This window comes from Acetobacter fabarum, assembly GCF_022483405.1.
In the GTDB taxonomy this organism is placed as follows: domain Bacteria; phylum Pseudomonadota; class Alphaproteobacteria; order Acetobacterales; family Acetobacteraceae; genus Acetobacter; species Acetobacter fabarum.
Genome location: NZ_JAKVNI010000001.1, coordinates 1,815,586 through 1,835,729, shown reverse-complemented (window position 1 = coordinate 1,835,729; position 20,144 = coordinate 1,815,586). Strand labels below are relative to the sequence as shown.

At 57.6% G+C, this 20,144-nt stretch carries 17 protein-coding genes and 2 tRNA genes; 3 read left to right on the top strand and 16 right to left on the bottom strand.

The features are described from left to right. Positions 1-4: 4 nt before the first annotated feature. From nuoG to LKE65_RS08505, 15 genes are all read right to left on the bottom strand, one after another. Positions 5-2,086: an NADH-quinone oxidoreductase subunit NuoG gene (gene nuoG, locus LKE65_RS08575; protein ID WP_278740993.1), complete on the bottom strand. Its 2,082-nt coding sequence runs from the start codon at positions 2,084-2,086 to the stop codon at positions 5-7. A gap of 5 nt (positions 2,087-2,091) precedes the next feature. Then, positions 2,092-3,420: an NADH-quinone oxidoreductase subunit NuoF gene (gene nuoF, locus LKE65_RS08570; RefSeq protein WP_086645427.1), complete on the bottom strand. Its 1,329-nt coding sequence runs from the start codon at positions 3,418-3,420 to the stop codon at positions 2,092-2,094. Between the two features lie 11 nt (positions 3,421-3,431). Next, positions 3,432-4,067: a complex I 24 kDa subunit family protein gene (locus LKE65_RS08565; protein WP_086645428.1), complete on the bottom strand. Its 636-nt coding sequence runs from the start codon at positions 4,065-4,067 to the stop codon at positions 3,432-3,434. Continuing rightward, complete coding sequence (locus tag LKE65_RS08560; protein ID WP_165925441.1) at positions 4,064-5,347, bottom strand: NADH-quinone oxidoreductase subunit D; 1,284 nt, start codon at positions 5,345-5,347, stop codon at positions 4,064-4,066. The genes LKE65_RS08565 and LKE65_RS08560 overlap by 4 nt, the downstream gene beginning before the upstream one ends. Further along, positions 5,347-6,006, bottom strand: a complete 660-nt coding sequence (locus LKE65_RS08555; RefSeq protein WP_278740991.1) for an NADH-quinone oxidoreductase subunit C — start codon at positions 6,004-6,006, stop codon at positions 5,347-5,349. The genes LKE65_RS08560 and LKE65_RS08555 overlap by 1 nt, the downstream gene beginning before the upstream one ends. Next, positions 5,999-6,562: a NuoB/complex I 20 kDa subunit family protein gene (locus tag LKE65_RS08550; RefSeq protein WP_278740990.1), complete on the bottom strand. Its 564-nt coding sequence runs from the start codon at positions 6,560-6,562 to the stop codon at positions 5,999-6,001. The genes LKE65_RS08555 and LKE65_RS08550 overlap by 8 nt, the downstream gene beginning before the upstream one ends. A gap of 14 nt (positions 6,563-6,576) precedes the next feature. Beyond that, positions 6,577-6,942, bottom strand: coding sequence for an NADH-quinone oxidoreductase subunit A (locus tag LKE65_RS08545; protein WP_059024086.1), 366 nt, complete (start codon positions 6,940-6,942; stop codon positions 6,577-6,579). A gap of 212 nt (positions 6,943-7,154) precedes the next feature. Beyond that, positions 7,155-7,229: transfer RNA gene (locus LKE65_RS08540), tRNA-Val, on the bottom strand. 88 nt (positions 7,230-7,317) lie between these two features. Next, entirely contained in the window at positions 7,318-7,605 is a 288-nt protein-coding gene (locus LKE65_RS08535; protein WP_086637932.1) for an HU family DNA-binding protein, read from the bottom strand. 141 nt (positions 7,606-7,746) lie between these two features. After that, positions 7,747-10,248 carry an endopeptidase La gene (gene lon, locus LKE65_RS08530; protein WP_086645431.1) on the bottom strand — a complete coding sequence of 834 codons (2,502 nt, stop codon included), beginning with the start codon at positions 10,246-10,248 and terminating at the stop codon, positions 7,747-7,749. A 204-nt stretch (positions 10,249-10,452) separates the two neighbouring features. Continuing rightward, positions 10,453-11,718: an ATP-dependent Clp protease ATP-binding subunit ClpX gene (gene clpX, locus LKE65_RS08525; RefSeq protein WP_086645432.1), complete on the bottom strand. Its 1,266-nt coding sequence runs from the start codon at positions 11,716-11,718 to the stop codon at positions 10,453-10,455. 120 nt (positions 11,719-11,838) lie between these two features. After that, complete coding sequence (locus LKE65_RS08520; protein ID WP_179290119.1) at positions 11,839-12,501, bottom strand: ATP-dependent Clp protease proteolytic subunit; 663 nt, start codon at positions 12,499-12,501, stop codon at positions 11,839-11,841. A gap of 170 nt (positions 12,502-12,671) precedes the next feature. Continuing rightward, on the bottom strand, positions 12,672-14,006 hold the full coding sequence (tig, locus tag LKE65_RS08515) for a trigger factor (RefSeq protein ID WP_086645434.1): 1,335 nt from the start codon (positions 14,004-14,006) through the stop codon (positions 12,672-12,674). A gap of 95 nt (positions 14,007-14,101) precedes the next feature. Beyond that, positions 14,102-14,186 (bottom strand) — tRNA-Leu (locus tag LKE65_RS08510). Between the two features lie 90 nt (positions 14,187-14,276). Continuing rightward, the gene (locus tag LKE65_RS08505; RefSeq protein WP_278741820.1) at positions 14,277-15,710 is read right to left on the bottom strand and encodes an NAD(P)H-hydrate dehydratase; all 1,434 of its coding nucleotides are present in this window, start codon (positions 15,708-15,710) and stop codon (positions 14,277-14,279) included. Between the two features lie 164 nt (positions 15,711-15,874). Here LKE65_RS08505 and LKE65_RS08500 point away from each other — a divergent pair, with 164 nt between their 5' ends. The 3 genes from LKE65_RS08500 (at position 15,875) to rlmD (ending at position 19,809) form a co-directional block, all read left to right on the top strand. Beyond that, on the top strand, positions 15,875-16,330 hold the full coding sequence (locus tag LKE65_RS08500; protein ID WP_086645436.1) for a hypothetical protein: 456 nt from the start codon (positions 15,875-15,877) through the stop codon (positions 16,328-16,330). Positions 16,331-16,870: 540 nt separating this feature from the next. Continuing rightward, positions 16,871-18,499 carry a DEAD/DEAH box helicase gene (locus LKE65_RS08495; protein ID WP_434734880.1) on the top strand — a complete coding sequence of 543 codons (1,629 nt, stop codon included), beginning with the start codon at positions 16,871-16,873 and terminating at the stop codon, positions 18,497-18,499. A 14-nt stretch (positions 18,500-18,513) separates the two neighbouring features. Continuing rightward, the gene (rlmD, locus tag LKE65_RS08490; RefSeq protein ID WP_278740984.1) at positions 18,514-19,809 is read left to right on the top strand and encodes a 23S rRNA (uracil(1939)-C(5))-methyltransferase RlmD; all 1,296 of its coding nucleotides are present in this window, start codon (positions 18,514-18,516) and stop codon (positions 19,807-19,809) included. Here rlmD and LKE65_RS08485 read toward each other — a convergent pair. Next, a complete protein-coding gene (locus LKE65_RS08485; protein ID WP_086645439.1) occupies positions 19,763-20,131 on the bottom strand; it encodes a HesB/IscA family protein in 369 nt (122 codons plus the stop codon). The genes rlmD and LKE65_RS08485 overlap by 47 nt on opposite strands. Positions 20,132-20,144 lie beyond the last annotated feature (13 nt).

Genomic DNA, 20,144 nt, shown 5'->3' with positions numbered 1-20,144 from the left:
GCCCTTACTCCGCTGCAACCGCAGGCGCCACGCCATAAACCTTTGAACACTCAGCCATGGTCTGGCTGGCGCGGCTTATGACGTTGGTCTGGTAATAATCCTGAATAACAGGGCGGAACGGAGCTGGCATAAGTTCACCCGCCTGCCCGCTGGCTGGCGCGGCCTGTCCGCCCGTTGTGCCCGACAGACGCTGCGCACTGCCACCGTTCATGGCAAAAACCGGGTTGACCTGCGCCATATGCGCCCGCAACTGTTCCAGCGTGTCGTAAGGCAGGGTGTGGCCCAGCACTTCGGAAAAAGCCCGAATAATCCGCCAGTCTTCCCGCGCTTCCCCCGGAGCGAACACGGCGCGGAAAGCACGTTGCACCCGCCCTGCCGTGTTAACATATGTGCCCGGTTTTTCGGTATAGGCTGCTCCGGGGAGTATAATATCCGCCCGTTGTGCGGCGGCGTCCCCATGGTGGCCCAGATACACGACAAATGTTTCCGGCGGGATGCGATCAAGCTGCACATCATCCGCACCCAGCAGCCACAAAATTTCTACCCCACCACGGAGCATGCTGGCCGCATCGCACCCCTGCGGGCCAGGCAGGAACCCAAGATCCAGCGCCCCAACGCGGGACGCCGCTGTGTGCAGAATGTTCAGCCCCTGCCATTCGGGCGTTACAGCACCACAGGCATGAGCCAGTTCGCGGCAGGCGGCATAAATTGCGGGGGCATCACGCCGGGTCAGGGCAGAATGGCCGACAATAATCATGGGGTTTTTGGCGTTTTGCAGAACTTCGGCAAACGCATTCTTCCCGCTTAGAATATCTGCCAGCACATCCGGCCCATTCCCCAGAACGGTCACGTCATATGTCATGTCCGCCGAGGGCGTGCCGATCATACCAATGGGAAAACCACCCCGGCCAGCATCTACAAAGCGTTTGCGAATACGCGCATTCAGCACCGGGGCTTCATGCCGGGGCATGGTGCCGACAAGCAACAATGCATCGGCCTGATCTATCCCGCTGATGTCACTGTTAAACAGGTAGCCCGCACGCGCGCTGGTATCGTACCAGGCACCATCCTGCCTGCAATCCAGATTGGAAGAGCCAAGGCTCTGCAAAAGGTCCTTTATGGCACACAGGCTTTCTGCATCACACAGATCACCGGCTATGGCGCCAATCCTGTCACCCGGCACGCCATCAAACCGGCGCGCAAGGGCTATGAGTGCATCTTTCCATGAAACAGAAGAAATTTTCCCATGAACCCGCACCCAAGGCCTGTCCAGCCGTTTGCGCTTGAGACCATCAATGGAAAAACGGCCTTTATCAGACAGCCATTCTTCGTTCACATCATCATTCACACGCGGGACAATCCGCATGACTTCTCCGCCACGGGCTTGCACCTGAATATTGGTGCCCAGAGCATCCATGACATCAATACTGTCAGTCTTCTTGTATTCCCATGAGCGGGCATGAAAAGCCGAAGGCTTGGCTGTAAGCGCCCCAACCGGGCAGACATCAATCAGGTTCCCCGAGAGTTCGGAGGTCAGGGCTTTTTCCACATATGTGGTGATTTCGGCATTTTCCCCGCGTGAGACCAGACCCAGTTCGGGGGTGCCGGCCACTTCGGTGCTAAAACGCACACACCGCGTGCACTGGATGCAACGGGTCATGACCGTTTTAACCAGCGGCCCCAGATCCTTGTCCGTTACGGCGCGCTTGTCTTCCCTGTAGCGCGAAACACCAGAGCCATAACCGTAAGCCTGATCCTGTAGATCACACTCCCCACCCTGATCACAGATCGGGCAGTCAAGCGGGTGGTTGATCAGCAGAAATTCCATAACGGCCCGGCGGGCACGGCGCACCACTTCGGTGTCCGTAAAAATCTGCATGCCGTCCGCAACGGGGAACCCGCAGGACGCAACAGGTTTGGGCGCTCGCGCCACTTCCACCAGACACATACGGCAGTTACCCGCAACAGACAGGCGCTCGTGGTAACAGAACCGCGGGATTTCCTTGCCTGCGGCCTCACAGGCCTGCAACGCGCTGGAACCGGGAGGCACGTCTACTGGCGTACCATCAACAATTACCCTGACCATTGCCGTTACTCCACTGCTGCCGGAACGCCACCGGCGGGAACCTGCACCAGCCCGGTACTGCCATATGCGGCTTTGTACTGGCGGATCCGTTCTTCCATTTCCGGACGAAAATGCCGGATCAGCCCCTGTATGGGCCATGCCGCGGCATCGCCGAGCGCACAGATCGTATGCCCTTCAACCTGCCGTGTGACCTGCTCAAGCAGATCAATTTCTTCAATATCCGCACGCCCCTGCACCATCCGGTCCATCATGCGCATCATCCAGCCCGTGCCTTCGCGGCAGGGGGTGCACTGCCCACAACTCTCGTGTTTGAAAAACTTTGAGAACCTTGCAATGGCTTTTATAATATCGGTCGATTTGTCCATAACAATCATGCAGGCCGTACCAAGGCCGGAACGCTCGGCACGCAGGCTGTCGTAATCCATCAGAACGGTTTCACAGACCGATTTGGGCAGCAGCGGCACAGAACAGCCACCGGGAATAACCGCCAGAAGGTTATCCCACCCTCCACGCACACCGCCGCCGTGCTTTTCTATGATGTCCTTGAGCGGCACACCCAGCTCTTCCTCAAACACACAAGGTGTATTGACGTGGCCGGAAATGGCCATGAGCTTGGAACCCGCGTTATTCGGGCGTCCAAGCCCGGCAAACCAAGCTGCCCCGCGCCGCATGATGGTGGACGTAACCGCAATACTTTCCACATTATTGACTGTGGTCGGGCAACCATAAAGCCCTACCCCTGCGGGGAATGGCGGCTTCATGCGGGGCTGGCCTTTTTTGCCTTCCAGACTTTCCAGCAAGGCGGTTTCTTCACCACAGATATAGGCACCTGCCCCTCTGTGAATACGGAAATCAAAATCCCAGCCGCTACCTGCTGCATTTTTACCAAGCAGCCCTGCGGCATAGGCTTCGTCAATGGCGGCCTGTAGACGCTCGGCCTCGCGGCAGAACTCCCCACGTATGTAAATGTAGGACGCATGCGCCCCCATCGCAAAAGATGCGATCAGAGCACTTTCTATCAGCTTATGCGGCTCATGGCGCATAACCTCCCGGTCCTTGCAGGTGCCGGGTTCGGATTCATCTCCATTGATAACCAGATAATGCGGCCGCCCGTCGGACTGTTTGGGCATGAACGACCACTTTAAACCAGTGGGAAAACCCGCTCCACCGCGGCCACGCAGGCCAGAGGCCTTCATTTCCGCAATAATGGCGTCCCGGCCTTTGGCAAGAATATCTGCCGTGTTGGCCCAGTCACCCCGCTTGCGGGCTGCCTCCAGCCGCCAGTCATTCTGCCCGTAAAGATTGGTGAAGATCCGGTCCTTGTCAGCCAGCATGGCCGTCTCTCCTATTCCTGATCCGCCGTGGAGGATGATAGCAACGTTTTGCGCCCACCCTCGGGGGCCGAAACATTACGGTCGATCATGGGGCCGGGCGTGGGCCTGCGCCCTGCCCGCAACTCGGCTATGACCTGCGCCGTGCGTTCGGCGTTCATATCTTCATAAAAATCATCATCAACCTGCAGAATTGGCGCGTTGGCGCAGGCACCAAGGCATTCCACTTCTGTCATGGTAAACAGGCCATCTGCACTGGTTTCTCCAAAATGCTGGATACCTGTCGCTTTCTGGCAGGCTTCCACCACATCATCAGAGCCACGTAGCCAGCACGGTGTGGTGGTGCAGACCTGTAAATGGTAACGCCCGATGGGACGCGTGTTGAACATGGTGTAAAAAGACGCCACTTCGTAAACCCGCATGGCCGCCATACCCAGACGCTGGGCAATAACATCCATGGCCACCACGGGCACCCAGGCACTCCCGGTTACGCGCCCCATCTGCCGCTGCGCAATATAGAGCAGGGGCATAACAGCGCTTGCCTTGCGCTCCTCCGGATACTTGCTGAGAACACCAGCAATTTCCGCCTCCGATGCAGAATCGAATACAAAGCTGTCCGGCTGTTCTGCCGGTGTCCAGGCTGTGCTCATCGATCAACTTCCCCAAACACAAGATCAAGCGACCCGATAATGGCCACCATGTCAGCCAGCATACCGCGGCGTGAGAGTTCATCTATGGCCTGCAGATGTGCAAAACCCGTTGGCCGGATTTTGCACCGATACGGCCGGTTGCTGCCATCAGCCACCAGATAGACCCCAAACTCCCCTTTGGGGCTTTCCACCGCCGTGTAGGTGGAACCCGCAGGCACATGGTAGCCTTCGCTGAACAGCTTGAAGTGATGGATCAGGGCTTCCATGGAGCGCTTCATGTCCGCTCTGGGGGGCGGGCTGAACTTGGGGTCCTGTATTTTAATGTCACCCGGCTGCATCTGGCTCAGGCATTGCTCGATAATCTTGACGCTTTCACGCATCTCGGCAACGCGCACCAGATAGCGGTCGTACGAATCACCCTGCCGGGTCACGGGCACATTAAAATCCACCTTATGGTAGTTATCATAAGGCTGGTTGCGCCTGAGGTCCCACGGCACGCCAGATGCACGCAGGCACGGACCACTAAACCCCCAGGCCAGAGCCTGCTCGGTTGTAAAAACGCCAATACCAACCGTGCGCTGTTTCCATATCCGGTTTTCGGTCAGCAGGCCTTCCAGCTCATCAATCCAAGCGGGAAATTCCTTGGCCCACACCCCAATCCGGTCTTCCAGACTTGCCGAAATATCCCGCGCAACACCACCGGGACGGAAGTAATTGGCATGGAAGCGCGCGCCGGACGCGGCTTCGTAAAACTCCAGAAGTTTCTCGCGCTCTTCATACCCCCACAAAGCCGGGGTTACCGCACCGCAGTCCAGCCCCATAGCGGTCAGATTGAGAATATGGTTTAAAATACGGGTAATTTCCGCAAACATGACGCGCAGCCACTTGGCGCGTTCTGGAATATCAATACCCAGCAGTTTTTCCGTGGCCAGAGCAAACGCCTGCTCCTCGCACATGGGGGAGACGTAATCCAGACGGTCAAAATACGGCAGGGCTTTTTGATACGTCTTGTATTCAATCAGCTTTTCTGTGCCACGGTGCAAAAGGCCGATATGCGGCACGGCGCGAGCAACAAGCTCCCCTTCCATTTCCAGCACCAGACGCAACACACCATGTGCAGACGGATGCTGGGGGCCAAAATTGAGAGCGTGGGAGTCAATTTCGACAACCTTCTTCTCAATTTCCAAAGCTTTTTCATCTGGCAAAAGGCTTTGGGGAATATCTTCGCGCAGGATCGTCTGCGCAAACGTGAGAGATTCGGTGTTATCCTGTTTTGTCATCAGGAGGACCTCTTCATACCCTGCCGGACTTCGTGCGCTTTTTCATCTCCCGGTAAGGTCAGCATACCTTCCCACGGAGAAACAAAATCGAAATCACGGAAATCCTGCGTTAACGAAACAGGCTCTTTAACAACCTGCCTGCGCTCCGCGTCATAACGGACCTCTTCATACCCGGTCAGTGGGAAGTCCTTGCGAAGCGGATGCCCCTCAAACCCGTTATCGGTCAGAATACGGCGCAGGTCAGGCTGGCCGGAGAACAGCACGCCAAACAGGTCATAGCACTCACGCTCCCACCATGTTGCACATGGCCAGAGATGATGCACCGATGGCACTGCCGCGTATTCATCCGTGCAGACCACAACCCTGATCCGGCGGTTATAGGTAACCGACAGCAGGTTATAGACCACCTCGAACCGCAGGGCACGCGCAGGAAAATCCACACCGCACAGATCCATCAACTGTTCGAACCTGTAACGCGGGTCATCACGCAAAAGGGTAAGGAACGGCACCAGATGCTCACGCGTTGTGTGCACCACCAGTTCGCCCTTTTCCACCGCCGCGTAAGACACATGGGGCTGGGAGGCAAGGAACGTAAATGCCAGAGAGGACAACTGCCCTTCCAGCCGGGCCTGCCTTGGATTTACTGAAATATCAGCCACGGAGAATTGTCCCTGTCCGCCGAATTTTTTTCTGGAGCAGCATAATGCCGTAAATGAGCGCCTCAGCCGTTGGCGGGCAGCCCGGCACATACACATCCACGGGAACAATGCGGTCACACCCACGCACAACGGAGTAGGAGTAATGGTAATACCCCCCACCATTGGCGCATGACCCCATGGAAATAACCCAGCGCGGCTCGGCCATCTGCTCGTACAGGCGGCGCAATACCGGGGCCATCTTGTTGGTGAGTGTGCCTGCCACAATCATCACATCAGACTGACGGGGCGACCCGCGGGGAATAATACCCATACGGTCCAGGTCATAACGCGGCATATACGCGTGGATCATCTCCACCGCGCAGCACGCAAGCCCGAAGGACATGGGCCACAGGCTACCCGTGCGCCCCCAGTTGACCAGCTTATCCAGGCTTGCAACCACAAAGCCCTTTTCAGCCAGAACACCGGTAATGCCACGCACCACCGCATCCTGCTCAGACCCCGGCGGCAGAGCCTCCCTGTTCCACATAATGGCGTTTTCGTCGTGATGTGTGGTCATGCTGGCGTCCTCTCTCAATCCCAGTCCAGCGCGCCTTTGCGCCATTCATACAAAAAGCCGATCCCCAGCACGGCCAAAAAGCCAAGCATGGACAAAAAGCCGAACAGCCCGATCCGCCCCAGGCTGATAGCCCAGGGGAACAGAAACGCGACCTCCAGATCGAAAATAATGAACAGAATGGCCACCAGGTAAAACCGCACGTCAAAGCGGCGCCGGGCATCATCAAAAGGGCCAAACCCGCACTCATACGCCGTGAGCTTCTCAGGATATGGTTTTTGGTGCCCGCTCAACAGAGCCATACCGAGCATTGCGGCCGCGATAACAACCGATACGCAACCAAAAATCAGAACCGGGGCATAATCGCCTAGAACAGACTGCATGGAAAATTCCCGCACGCATGAAAGGCTTGTAATAAGCCGTTTGATGCAGTCACCCTAGACCCGCAAAATGCAGACGGCCATGCACGAACGCGTATGGTCGCGGCCACTTTGTTGTGAATAAAATGGATTGGCGAAAAAAAAGGCTCCCTGCCCGGAGGAGGAAGCCATTAGCAGAATAAATTATTTTGCTCCACAACACACAATGTTGGGAATGGTGGGCGATGACGGGATCGAACCGCCGACCCTCTCGGTGTAAACGAGATGCTCTACCGCTAAGCTAATCGCCCGCGCCCTATGTGTCATAAAACAAAACGGCCGGCAACCCCTTTTTTCAAAGAAATTGCCGGCCGGTCTGAAATAAAATCCGAAGGAGGATTATTTGCTAACGGCGTCCTTCAGTGCCTTGCCCGGCTTGAAGCGGACAGAGGTAGAAGCCGGAATATCAATTTCCTCGCCGGTACGGGGGTTACGGCCTTTGGCAGCCTTGCGGGTTGCGGTCACAAACGTGCCAAAGCCCACCAGACGTACTTCCTGCTTTGTGGACAGAGCTTTTTCAATCGCACCGAATACGGCGTCGACCACTTCTCCGGCCTTAGCCTTCGGCAGGTCAACGGCCTCTGCTACTGCTGAGACGAGCTCCTGCTTGTTAAGCGGCTTCTCCATCTTACGCCTTTCACTTTCTTTCAATTCATAGGAGCGGCGGGCGGGTTTCGTCCGCCTCTCCGCTGCCTGAACGCACTATGAAGCCGTTTTTTCCTACGTCAACCAAGCAAACGCAAACTTCGGGCTTCTCATGCATTTTGGTTAATGCGGCAGCACCGAAGCAACTGCCTGTGCACCGTTGGCGGGCACTGTTTCAGGCACCTCTTCCCAGTGAATCGGCTGAGGCTGGCTGACCAGTGCACGGGCCAAAACTTCGTCCACATGCGAAACGGGTACAATTTCCAGATTCTTCTTCACGCTGTCAGGAATTTCCGCCAGATCCTTCTCGTTTTCCTGCGGAATAAACACCGTGCGAATACCTGAACGAACAGCCGCCAGAAGCTTTTCCTTCAGCCCCCCAATCGCCAGAACACGCCCCCTGAGCGTTATTTCACCCGTCATGGCAACGTCACGACGGACGGGAATACCGGTCAGAACACTTACCAGAGATGTCACCATGGCAACCCCTGCAGAAGGACCGTCCTTAGGAGTCGCACCTTCGGGCACATGCACATGGAAGCTGCGCTTGTCGAAGATCGTTGGCACGATTCCAAAACTGGCCGCCCGACTCCGCACAAAAGAGAACGCAGCAGAGATGCTCTCCTTCATGACGTCGCCCAGCTTGCCGGTTTCAACAATGCCACCTTTGCCCGGCACCATAACGCTCTCAATGGTCAGGATTTCCCCGCCCACTTCGGTCCAGGCCAGACCGGTTACAACACCGACCATGTCCTCCGCCTCGGTCTCACCGTAGCGGAAGCGCTGCACACCTGCGTATTTTTCCAGATTACGCGCCGTAACCGCGACCTTTTTGGCCTTACCGGTCACAATCTCCTTCACCGCCTTACGGGCAAGCTTGGCCAGTTCGCGCTCAAGGTTACGCACACCGGCCTCACGCGTGTAATACCGGATAACATCACGCAGTGCGTCCTCATTGATCGACCATTCACCCGGCTTGAGGTTATGCGCCTCGATCTGCTTGTTAATGAGGTGCCGCTTGGCGATCTCGACCTTTTCATCCTCCGTGTAACCGGAGAGGCGAATGACCTCCATGCGGTCCAGCAGCGGCTGGGGCATATCCAGACTGTTGGCCGTTGTCACGAACATGACATCGGACAGGTCGTAATCGACCTCCAGATAATGGTCAGCGAACGTGCCGTTCTGCTCAGGGTCCAGCACTTCCAGCAGAGCCGATGCCGGATCACCCCGCCAGTCGGATCCCAGCTTGTCAATTTCATCAAGCAGGAAGAGCGGGTTGGATACCTTCGCCTTTTTCATGCCCTGAATGATCTTGCCGGGCATGGAACCGATATAGGTGCGGCGGTGCCCACGAATTTCGGCTTCATCCCGCACGCCACCCAGGGACATGCGTACATAATGCCGCCCCGTTGCCTTGGCGATGGAACGCGCAAGGGAAGTCTTGCCCACACCCGGAGGCCCGACAAGGCACAGAATCGGCCCCTTGAGCTTTTGCGAGCGGCTCTGAACCGCCAGATACTCCAGAATGCGTTCCTTGACTTTTTCCAGCCCGTAATGATCGGCGTCCAGAACTTCCTCTGCTTCAACCAGATCATGGCGCACTTTGGTCCGCTTTTTCCACGGAATGCTCAAAATCCAGTCGAGATAGTTCCGCACAACCCCAGACTCGGCAGACATCATGCTCATGCCGCGCAGCTTCTTCAGCTCGCTCAGAGCTTTTTCGCGCGCTTCCTTGGAGAGCTTGGTCTTGGCGATCCGCTCTTCAATTTCGGCCGTTTCGTCCTTACCGTCCTCACCTTCGCCAAGTTCTTTCTGAATGGCTTTGAGCTGCTCGTTCAGATAGTACTCGCGCTGTGTCTTTTCCATCTGGCGTTTGACACGGTTGCGGATTTTCTTTTCCACCTGAAGCACATCTATTTCTGCTTCAATGTGGCCGAAAACCTTTTCCAGCTGCCCCTGCACGGTGGGGGCCTCCAGAATTTCCTGCTTTTCGGAAATCTTGAGCGAGAGGTGACTCGTCACCGTATCTGCAAGCTTGGACAGATCATTGATCTGGTTAAGCGAGACCAGAACCTCGGACGCAATTTTCTTGTTGAGCTTCATATACTGCTCAAACTGCGACACGATGGAGCGGCCCAGAGCCTCGGCTTCCGGCCCAATAGCCGCCTCGGCTGGCATTTCCTCAATATCGGCTTCGAAGTGGCCATTCACCTCATGCAGCGCCTTAACGCGCACACGGCGAACCCCTTCAACCAGCACTTTGACCGTACCATCGGGCAGCTTGAGCAACTGCAGAATGGTGGACAGCGTGCCAACCCGATAAATATCGTCAGGCGTGGGGTCGTCCTGTGCTGCGTCTTTCTGGGCTACCAGCAGAATGTGCCGGTCGTCTTTTGTAACCGAGTCCAGAGCCCGTACAGATTTTTCCCGCCCGACAAACAGCGGAACAATCATGTGGGGGAAAACCACAATATCGCGCAGCGGCAGAACAGCCACGTGGGTATTCTTGGTATGGGCTTCCACGACAGTTGCATCAACCGCAGGAACAGACTGTTCGGGCACGGCCGAAACTGCCTGATCGCTCTTGCGCCTACGCCGTGGTGCCGGTTTTTCGTTATCAGCCATCGTCATGACCTCCCGATAAGGACGATCGGTGCCGGGCACCCGCCAAGCGGCATACCCCTGCACTGAAGAAGGTACCCCCAAAAGGGAACACCCCCGTGTTTCTCTTATGTTGTTATGCCCACAACCCGGAACAATAGGGCAGAGGCAAGAACAGCACGAACAGGTGACCCGCTCGTGCTGCTTACGCTAAAACTCTAACCTGCCTCAGGCGGATTGCTCTGCTGGCACGTCTTTCTTCTTGCCGTAAACATAGACCGGGCTGGCCTTGCCATCCGCCACCTCGCGGTTGACAACCACCTCCTCGACCGTATCAAGCCCCGGCAGGTCAAACATGGTCGCCATGAGGATGCTCTCCAGAATGGAACGCAACCCACGGGCCCCGGTCTTGCGAACAATGGCCCGGTCCGCAATGGCCTTGAGCGCATCATCCGTAAAGGACAACTGGACATCTTCCATCTGGAAGAGCCGCTGGTACTGTTTGACCAAAGCGTTTTTAGGCTCGGTCAGAATCTTGATCAGTGCGGCCTCGTCCAGATCACCCAGCGTTGCCAGAACAGGCAGACGCCCGATGAATTCGGGGATAAGGCCAAACTTCATCAGATCTTCAGGCTCAACATCGTGCAGGATTTCCCCCATCCGGCGGTCATCGAGCGAACGTACATCAGCCCCAAAGCCAATGCCCGTGCCCTTGCCACGTGCAGAGATAATCTTGTCCAGCCCGGCAAAAGCCCCACCGCAGATAAAGAGCATGTTGGTCGTATCCACCTGCAGGAATTCCTGCTGCGGATGCTTGCGACCACCCTGCGGGGGAACAGAGGCAACAGTGCCTTCCATCAGCTTGAGCAGAGCCTGCTGCACGCCTTCCCCACTCACGTCACGCGTGATGGAGGGGTTGTCCGATTTTTTGGAAATCTTGTCGATTTCGTCAATATAGACAATCCCGCGCTGGGCGCGTTCCACATTGTAATCGGATGCCTGCAACAGCTTGAGGATGATGTTCTCGACATCTTCCCCCACATACCCGGCTTCTGTCAGGGTTGTGGCATCAGCCATTGTAAAGGGCACGTCCAGAATACGCGCCAGAGTCTGGGCCAGCAGTGTTTTACCCGAACCCGTAGGCCCGATGAGCAGGATATTGGACTTGGCAATTTCCACATCGCCTGCCTTGGTCACCTGCGACAGGCGCTTGTAGTGGTTATGCACCGCTACGGAGAGCACCTTTTTGGCCTGCATCTGACCAATAACGTAGTCATCGAGAACCTTGCAGATTTCCTTGGGGGTAGGAACACCCTCGCGCGACTTGACCTGCAAGGTCTTGTTCTCTTCACGGATGATATCCATGCAGAGTTCAACGCATTCATCGCAGATAAACACGGTGGGGCCAGCAATAAGCTTGCGCACTTCATGCTGTGATTTGCCACAGAACGAGCAATACAGCGTGTTCTTGGACTCTCCGGACTTTGTACTCATCAGCCCACTCCCCCGATCACTCCGGACTCTACGGAACCCGGAGCCAAGCCCTGAGCCTTTTCTGCATGCCCAGGAACAGACGACCCCCTTATTGTAACAGGAGGCTTAAAGTATGCCAGATTAAGGATGACCTTTATCCTTTTTACCTGCTTCGGCCGCTTTGTGGTGGCTGATCACTTCATCCACAATACCAAAAGACTGGGCTTCGGCTGCGGACATGTAGCTATCACGCTCAAGCTTCTGCTCGATTTCTTCCAGCGTGCGGCCAGTATGTTCACGGTAGATTTCGTTCAGGCGCTGCCGGATAATCAGAATTTCCTTGGCCTGAATTTCAATATCGCTCGCCTGCCCCTGTGCACCGCCAGAGGGCTGATGCACCATGACGCGCGCGTTAGGCAGCGCAAACCTGCGCCCTTTTTCACCGCCAGCCAGCAGCAGGGAGCCCATGGAGGCCGCCTGACCGATGCACACCGTGCTTACGGGGCTGCGGATGTATTGCATGGTGTCGTAAATAGCCAGACCGGCCGACACAACACCACCGGGGCTGTTGATGTAAAAGGAGATTTCCTTGGTCGGGTTCACACTTTCCAGATACAGAAGCTGCGCGGAAATAAGCGAAGCAACCTGATCATAGACAGGCCCGGTCAGGAAGATGATCCGTTCCTGCAAAAGGCGGGAATAGATATCAAAAGCCCGTTCACCGCGAGAGGTCTGTTCGACCACCATCGGCACCAGTGCATTGCTGAAGATCTCAACGGGATCACGATCCCTCATACCACTCATTCCCGTACAAAAAACTTAAACGCCCCTCCCTGCCTCTGCCATGGACAGAACCAGGGTCAGGCACACTGATTCAAGATAGAGATAAAGTGGCAATATGCCACCCCAGAAACGAAAAACAGCCCCAAAAAGAATGTCCCGCCAGTTCACACTGGCGGGACAGAGCCGTTTTATCAGATATTAGCTGGGGGAATATCTGATAGTTCTTCCAGACTCACGTCCTTGTCCGTGACCTTGGCGAGCTCAATCAGGTAATCGACAACCTTGTTTTCAAAAATCGGTCCGCGCAGGGATTCAGCGGCCTGCGGATTCTTCTGGAAGAATTCAAAGACCTCTTTTTCCTGACCGGAGTAGCGCATGGCTTCTGCCCGCACAGCCCGCCCAAGTTCTTCCGCACTGACGGAAATACCGTTCTTGCGGCCGATTTCAGCAAGGAGCAGACCCAGCCGCACGCGGCGTTCCGCAATTTTGCGGTAGTCAGCGCGAAGGGTGTCTTCGTCCTTGTCCTTGTCTTCGTCATCAAGCTGACCAGCCTTGCGGTCGGCTTCCACCCGATTCCAGATCTGCTGGAACTCGGCTTCCACCATACCTTCAGGGGCAGCAAAATCTGCCTTGCTGGAAAGGATGTCGAGCAGGTCACGCTTGATACGCAGGCGGGACATCTGGTCGTATTCGCCTTCGATCTGCTTGCGCACCAGATCCTTGAGCTGTTCAAGGCTTTCAAAGCCCATGTTCTTGGCCAGCTCTTCGTCCACCGGGGCGTCCACAGCTTTTTTGAGCTGGTTCACCTTGATGTCAAAGGTTGCTTCCTTGCCAGCCAGCTCTTCTGCGCCGTAATCAGCGGGGAAAGTCACGGTAATGACTTTTTCTTCACCCGGCTTCATGCCTTCGATCTGTTCGGCAAAGCCCGGAATAAAGCCTTCGCCACCGATCTCAACATTCACGTCCTGAGCGGTACCGCCATCAAAGGCAACGCCGTCCTGCTTGCCAACAAAGTCAATGGCGACAACATCGCCCTTGCCTGCGGGACGCACTTCCTCGATCACTTCAAAGGTACGGCCACGCTTGGCAATATCTTCGAGCACCTTGTTGATCGCTTCGTCAGAAACCGGGGTTTTCAGGCGGGTCAGCGCGAGGTCGGAAAGGTCCGGCACAGCAATTTCTGGCAGGATTTCGCTTTCCACCTTGAATTCCAGATCCGCGCCCTTGTCTTCCTGACCGGAAACCAGATCAACCTTGGGCTGGCCAGCGGGGCGCAGGCCACGCTCTTCAAACACTGTGCGAATGGCATCGCTCACGGCCTGTTCAAGCACTTCGCCCCAGATGGCATCGCCATAACGCTGGCGTGCCAGAGAGACAGGCACCTTGCCCGGACGGAAGCCCGGCAGGTTCAGATTGCCAGCAACTTCCTTAAGGCGCGCATCACGCTTAGCCTCAAGTTCCGCGGCCGGAACTGTAACTGTGAAACCACGCTTCAGCCCTTCAGAAAGGGTCTCGGTAACCTGCATCGGCCAGGCCTTCCTCTCGGTACAAAAAATCAGTCACCCGCTGCACTAACGCCAAAAGGCGGCGGCGGACTGCGGACGGGAGCATGAAAATTTATTGGTACGGGCGGAGGGACTTGAACCCCCACAACTTGCGTCACCAGAACCTAAATCTGGCGTGTCTACCAATTCCACCACGCCCGCGCACACTCAATATACTCACCGTCGGCAAGATGCGTGGACTTAGCTCAAAGTGCCGGGCACGGCAAGACACCGAAACGGATTTTGCACATGCTAGTGCCCCTGCGCCTGCTCCGCCTTCTGCCGGGCAAGCCCCAGATAGCGGTCCAGATCCTCCGCCACAGGCCACGGACCGGCCTGCAAACCGGCCTCCCCATGGAGCCAAACGCCCGCACACGCCGCCTGCCACGCAGGCATACCTGCCGCCAGCAAGGCCGCAATCACGCCCGAGAGCGTATCCCCAGACCCTGCCGTACCCAATGCTGCGGTGGCATGCGTGTTAATTGCCAGCCGTCCATCGGGGGCCGCAATCATGGTGGAAGCCCCCTTGAGCACGACCACAGCATTAATCTGTCGGGCAGCCTCCCGCACCTGCTCGGGCGAGTTATCCCCCACAGGGCCGAACACCCGCGCAAATTCACCCGTATGGGGAGTAATCACGGAAACACCACGCAGTTTTTCCGGCTGCCCGGCGCAGGCACTTAGTGCGCCGGCATCGGCCAGCACACTCCGCCCCGAGTCCAGCAGCATGGGCAGGGCTGCCTCCACCTCTACCTCTGCCAACCCCGGACCGCAGACCCACACATGCCTGCGCTTGTCCTCCAGCAATTGTGCCAGCGGGGCATCATCCACAATCAGGCCCGGCTGCCCCAGACGGTAGGCCGGAGCAGCAGCCCCAGCCGCCACGCGCACAAGCCCCGCCCCCACGGAGCGCGCACCAGAGGCACATAGCCGCGCGGCACCGGGCATGGATTGCCCGGCACAAATACTCACCACACCTCGCGTGTATTTGTTGCTCTCCCCACCCAGCATGGGCAGCGCCCACAATCCGGGGCTATTGTGCCACGTGTTGGCTGGCACGGCCGCCAGCACAGAGTCGGGCACACCAATATCCGCCAGAACCAGGCGCCCAAGCAGCCCCCGCGCCGGGTAAAGCAGATGGCCGGGTTTGAACCGGCAGAACGTAACAGTCATGGCAGCCTGCGGCGCATAACCGCGCACCTGCCCTGTGGCTCCATCCACCCCCGAGGGCGTGTCCACCGCCACAATCCGGCGGGCTGCGGCTAGTGTTTCGGCCACTAGGCCACCCACATCACGGCTTAGCCCTGCACCAAATACGGCATCCACCACCAGTTCAGCCCGCGCGGCCTCTGCCGGAGCAAAAGGAACACGCGGCCCTTCATAGGCGGCACTGGCGCGCCCTGCATCCGTATCCGCCCGAGGGGGAGCCAGCTCCGCCACGGCAACCGGCCAGCCCATACCTGCCAGATACCGGGCGGCTACGTACCCATCCCCCCCATTATTCCCCGGCCCGCACAACACGAGCACGCGCGCAGGCCGCTCGTACCGGCGGATGGCGCGCGCAACGGCCCGGCCTGCGTTATCCATAAGCGTGACAACAGGCACATGGGCTGCACTCTGCCGGTCCATCTCCCCCATTTGCAAAGGGGTATAAAGGCTGAGGGAAGAAGGATAAGCAGGTTGCATGCTTGGCTCCGCACAGGGTGTGTGACTACTGTCAGGCATAATAGCCCCTTGCACCCGCCCCGTCCCCTTGGCAATCAGGCAGGCAGATACGCACCGGGCATGATGCTGCGCATAACAGCCTTCGCGCCCATCCCCACCCCCAACCGTGCCAACACGGAGACACCATGCCACATTCCATCCTCTGGAGCCTTGTTCTCGCTCTCCACCTCATCAGCATCATCATGTGGATTGGTGGTGGCGCTTATGCGGCTGTTGTGCTGCGCCCCAGCCTGAGCCTTCTGGACCAGACACAGCGCAACTCCGTGCACCTGCAAACCATGGCCCGTTTTTTTAAGGGGCTGACACACGCCATTCCCACAACGCTGATTACCGGCTGGCTGCTGGTGCTGCACGAAGGCGGGTTTGCCAACGCACCGTGGACAACCAACGTCATGCAACTGCTGGGCCTGATCATGGCGGCACTGTTTGTACGGATGTACATGGGCACCTACCAGAAGCTGCGCCGGGCCATCCGCCCGCAGGCATCGGGTTTCGACTCGGTACGCAAGCAGGTGCTGGTTATTGTGGCTCTGGGAATCATTACCGTGCTGGCAGCCAGCCTTGGCCATCCTTTTGTGTGAAGATAACAAGTATCCCAGCCAAAAACTTGATTTTAAGCCCAAAGACCTTTATCGGAACTAGCGCCTGAGTGGCTTTGTAATACCATGGAATAACTGGCAAACGGTCTTTGCCGGACATGCACAAAGCCACCAGCAAGCTGAGCAACGACAGACCTAAGTTCCGAGAGCATATTGACAGCCAAAACAACCGCCCGCCCCCGCAAGACGACAACTCGCAGCCGGAAAAAGGCGGCGGTTTCCGCCAGTTCAACCGCATTGGATGTGCAGGATACCGAGGTGGAAAACACCTCTCCCGCAGCCGATGCCGATGCTCCCGCTGAGGAAAAACCCGCTCCCAAAAAACGCGCACCCCGCCGCCGTACAGCCAAAGCCGAATCGGCTGCCGAGCCTGTAGCGGACGCAGCCGCAAATGAAGGCGCAACCACAGACGCCGTAGCCGAAGAGGCTCCCAAAAAACCACGCGCTCCGGCCAGACGGCGCACAAAGGCGGCCACGGCCACCAAATCCGCCCCTGCAACAAAGGTGGAAGCCCCCGTTGCCGTGGAACTGCTGGTGCCGGTCACCCCTGCGCCAGAAGCTGCTCCCGCCCCGGTTGAGCCTGCCACACCGGCAACTGCGGAACCCGTTGCGGAAGAACCAACGCTAACCTTTGCCGACCTTGAGCTTTCCAAGCCCATTCTGCAGGCCATTGATGAGATGGGGTACAAGCACCCCACCCCCATTCAGGCACAGGCCATTCCCGCCGTGCTCATGGCACGCGACGTGCTGGGCGTTGCCCAGACCGGCACCGGCAAAACGGCATCCTTTACGCTGCCCATGCTGGAAATTCTGAGCGACTCCCGCGCTCGTGCCCGCATGCCGCGTTCGCTCATTCTGGAGCCCACGCGTGAACTGGCCTTGCAGGTCGCGGAAAACTTTGTGGAATACGGCAAGCACCTCAAGCTCAACCATGCCCTGCTGATTGGTGGTGAGAGCATGGCTGACCAGAAGGAAGTGCTCAACCGCGGCGTGGACGTGCTGATAGCAACCCCCGGCCGTCTGCTCGACCTGTTTGAACGCGGCGGCCTGCTGCTGAACCACACCAAAATTCTGGTCATTGATGAAGCAGACCGGATGCTGGATATGGGGTTCATTCCTGACATTGAAAAAATTGTCAGCCTGCTGCCCCCTTCCCGCCAGACGCTGTTCTTCTCGGCAACAATGGCGCCGCCCATTCGCAAACTGGCGGATGCGTTCCTGCATTCCCCCAAGGAAATCACGGTTGCACGCCAGTCTTCCGTGGCAACAACCATTACAACCGGGCTGGTCATTGTTGATGAATTCAGCAAGCGCGAAACACTGCGTCTGCTGCTCAAGGACCCGGAACTCCAGAACGCCATTGTGTTCTGCAACCGCAAGCGCGATGTGGATGTTCTCACCAAATCCTTGACGAAGCACGGCTTTTCAGTGGGTGCCCTGCACGGAGACCTGCCCCAGTCCGTGCGTTTTTCCACTCTGGAAAAATTCAAGAACAATGAACTCAAGGTACTGGTCTGCTCGGACGTAGCCGCCCGAGGCATTGATATTGGCGGCCTGTCCCATGTGTTCAACTTTGATCTGCCGTTCCATGCGGAAGACTACGTCCACCGCATTGGCCGCACTGGCCGCGCCGGGCGCGAAGGGCATGCCTTCAGCATTGCCACGCCGTATGACAAGACACTGGCCGAAGCCATTGAACAACTGACCGGCAAACCCATTCCCCGCCTTTCCATCGAAGGCGTGCAGCAACTGGAATGGTCGGAAGAAAAACGCCCACGCGGCGGCAGCCAGCCCCGTGGCGGGCAAAACCGCAAGGACAAACCGGCCCCACAGCGGGAGCGTGAACCCAACCGCACGCGTGAAGCAACCCGCGAGCGCGACCGTGAACCCAACCGTGAGCGTGAACAGCAGCGCCCTGCCCAGCAGCAGGCCGCTCAGCCTGTTGCCAATAAGCCCCAGCCCCATAAAGGTGGGCGCAACCAGCGTGATGAAATTCCACCCGCACCCGCAGGCGAATTTGCAGGCTTTGGTGACCAGACGCCCGCCTTCATGCTGCTTCCACGCCGCAATTCTTCACGCCCGGCCACACCGGGTGTGCTTGAAGCAGAAACAGTGCAGGATACCGCCCACGTCTCTGACGTGGCATCCTGACCCAAGGAAAATTAGTGTCCGACATACAGGAAGTCACCATCTCCCATCTTGCAACTCAGGGAGATGGTGCCGCACGGCTCCCTGACGGACATACCGTCTTTGTTGCAGGGACGCTCCCCGGTGAGCAGGTTCGCATCCGCATCCAGCCTAATGTGCGCGGCCAGCTGGTTGAGATTGTCACACCCTCCCCCCATAGAACGACCCCGCCTTGCCCGCTGTTTGAGCGTTGTGGCGGCTGCACCTTGCAGTATATGGACCAGCCCTCCCTTCTGGCGTGGAAGACCGGGCTGGTAAGCCATGCACTGGAAAAAGCCGGGTTTGACATCCCGCAGAACATAACCAGCTTTCAGGTGCCGCCTAACAGCCGCCGCAGGGCTGATCTGGCAGTACGCCGGACGGAACAGGGTATTATCATTGGCCTGCACGCCAAAGGCAGCCAGGACGTAACGGACATGACCAGTTGCGCAGTGCTGCACCCGGCCATTGTGTCCAGCCTGCCAGCATTACGCACCACCCTGCGCACCCTGAATGCTGTGCACAAAACGGCTGACCTGCACATCAATCTGCTGGATTCGGGGCTGGATATTCTACTCAGCACCGATTCTCCGCTCATTGCCACGGACCGGCAACGCCTGACGGCGCTGGCGGAAGAACTGGATATTCCACGCATAAGCTGGCAGCGCCTGAAGGCTGCAACCCCGTATGAAACTGCTGTGCAGCGTGCGCCTGTTTACCAGACCATTGCCGGGCACCAGCTTACCCCCCCTCCCGGTGCTTTTTTGCAGGCAACTGCCCAGAGCGAAACAGCCATCCAGCAGGCTGTGCTGGACGCCTTACCCGCACGCCTTGGCAAGCGCGCCAGCCTGATTGAGCTCTATGCCGGGTGCGGCACGCTGAGCCTGCCTTTGGGGGACCGGTGCCAGGTCCAGGCTTACGAAGGGTATGAACCCGCTCTGGCGGCCCTTAAAAGTGTTGGCAAATCCCGCGTTACCCCTGTCTGCCGTGACCTGAACCGCCAACCCATTATGGGCAAGGATTTAGGCAAGGCAGATGTGGTTGTGCTGGACCCGCCCCATGCGGGGGCAAAGCTGCAGATGCGCCAGATTGCTCTGGGCAAGCCAGACTACGTGATTTACGTGAGCTGCAACCCGGCCGCGTTAAGCAACGATGCAAGCCAGCTTGCACAGGCCGGTTACAGGCTGGAGACGGTTTCGGTCATTGACCAGTTCCTGTGGTCGCCCGAAACCGAAGCCGTGTGCCGCTTTAAACGTGAAAGCTCTCGCCGCAGCCGCAACGCCCTTTCTCATTAGGGTTGATGAACACAAACCCTTCCTCCAGATCGGTTTCACGGTAATCCATCTGTGTACCGATCAGGAAGAGGGTGGCCTTGCGGTCCACCAGCAGGGTCAGGCCATGGTCTTTAACGACTTCGTCCCCTTCCCCGCTCTGCGTCACAAACTCCATGTCATAGGCTTTGCCTGAGCAGCCTTTGGTGGAAACGGAAATACGCAGCAACTCCCCCGCATGCGCCGTGGCGTACAGGTGCCGCAAGCGTGTGGCGGCTGTATCCGTCAGCCGCATAAGAGGGGGAAGTTCCCTTTTGGTTGATGAAATGGTCGCTGTTTGGGACATAACACTCCATCCT

What these genes read in the sequence shown, in the direction of transcription:
- nuoG (WP_278740993.1), bottom strand. Translation starts at nt 2,086, where the DNA reads ATGGTCAGGGTAATTGTTGATGGTACGCCAGTAGACGTGCCTCCCGGT.
- nuoF (WP_086645427.1), bottom strand. Translation starts at nt 3,420, where the DNA reads ATGCTGGCTGACAAGGACCGGATCTTCACCAATCTTTACGGGCAGAAT.
- LKE65_RS08565 (WP_086645428.1), bottom strand. Translation starts at nt 4,067, where the DNA reads ATGAGCACAGCCTGGACACCGGCAGAACAGCCGGACAGCTTTGTATTC.
- LKE65_RS08560 (WP_165925441.1), bottom strand. Translation starts at nt 5,347, where the DNA reads ATGACAAAACAGGATAACACCGAATCTCTCACGTTTGCGCAGACGATC.
- LKE65_RS08550 (WP_278740990.1), bottom strand. Translation starts at nt 6,562, where the DNA reads ATGACCACACATCACGACGAAAACGCCATTATGTGGAACAGGGAGGCT.
- LKE65_RS08545 (WP_059024086.1), bottom strand. Translation starts at nt 6,942, where the DNA reads ATGCAGTCTGTTCTAGGCGATTATGCCCCGGTTCTGATTTTTGGTTGC.
- LKE65_RS08535 (WP_086637932.1), bottom strand. Translation starts at nt 7,605, where the DNA reads ATGGAGAAGCCGCTTAACAAGCAGGAGCTCGTCTCAGCAGTAGCAGAG.
- lon (WP_086645431.1), bottom strand. Translation starts at nt 10,248, where the DNA reads ATGGCTGATAACGAAAAACCGGCACCACGGCGTAGGCGCAAGAGCGAT.
- clpX (WP_086645432.1), bottom strand. Translation starts at nt 11,718, where the DNA reads ATGAGTACAAAGTCCGGAGAGTCCAAGAACACGCTGTATTGCTCGTTC.
- LKE65_RS08520 (WP_179290119.1), bottom strand. Translation starts at nt 12,501, where the DNA reads ATGAGTGGTATGAGGGATCGTGATCCCGTTGAGATCTTCAGCAATGCA.
- tig (WP_086645434.1), bottom strand. Translation starts at nt 14,006, where the DNA reads ATGCAGGTTACCGAGACCCTTTCTGAAGGGCTGAAGCGTGGTTTCACA.
- LKE65_RS08505 (WP_278741820.1), bottom strand. Translation starts at nt 15,710, where the DNA reads ATGCAACCTGCTTATCCTTCTTCCCTCAGCCTTTATACCCCTTTGCAA.
- LKE65_RS08500 (WP_086645436.1), top strand. Translation starts at nt 15,875, where the DNA reads ATGCCACATTCCATCCTCTGGAGCCTTGTTCTCGCTCTCCACCTCATC.
- LKE65_RS08485 (WP_086645439.1), bottom strand. Translation starts at nt 20,131, where the DNA reads ATGTCCCAAACAGCGACCATTTCATCAACCAAAAGGGAACTTCCCCCT.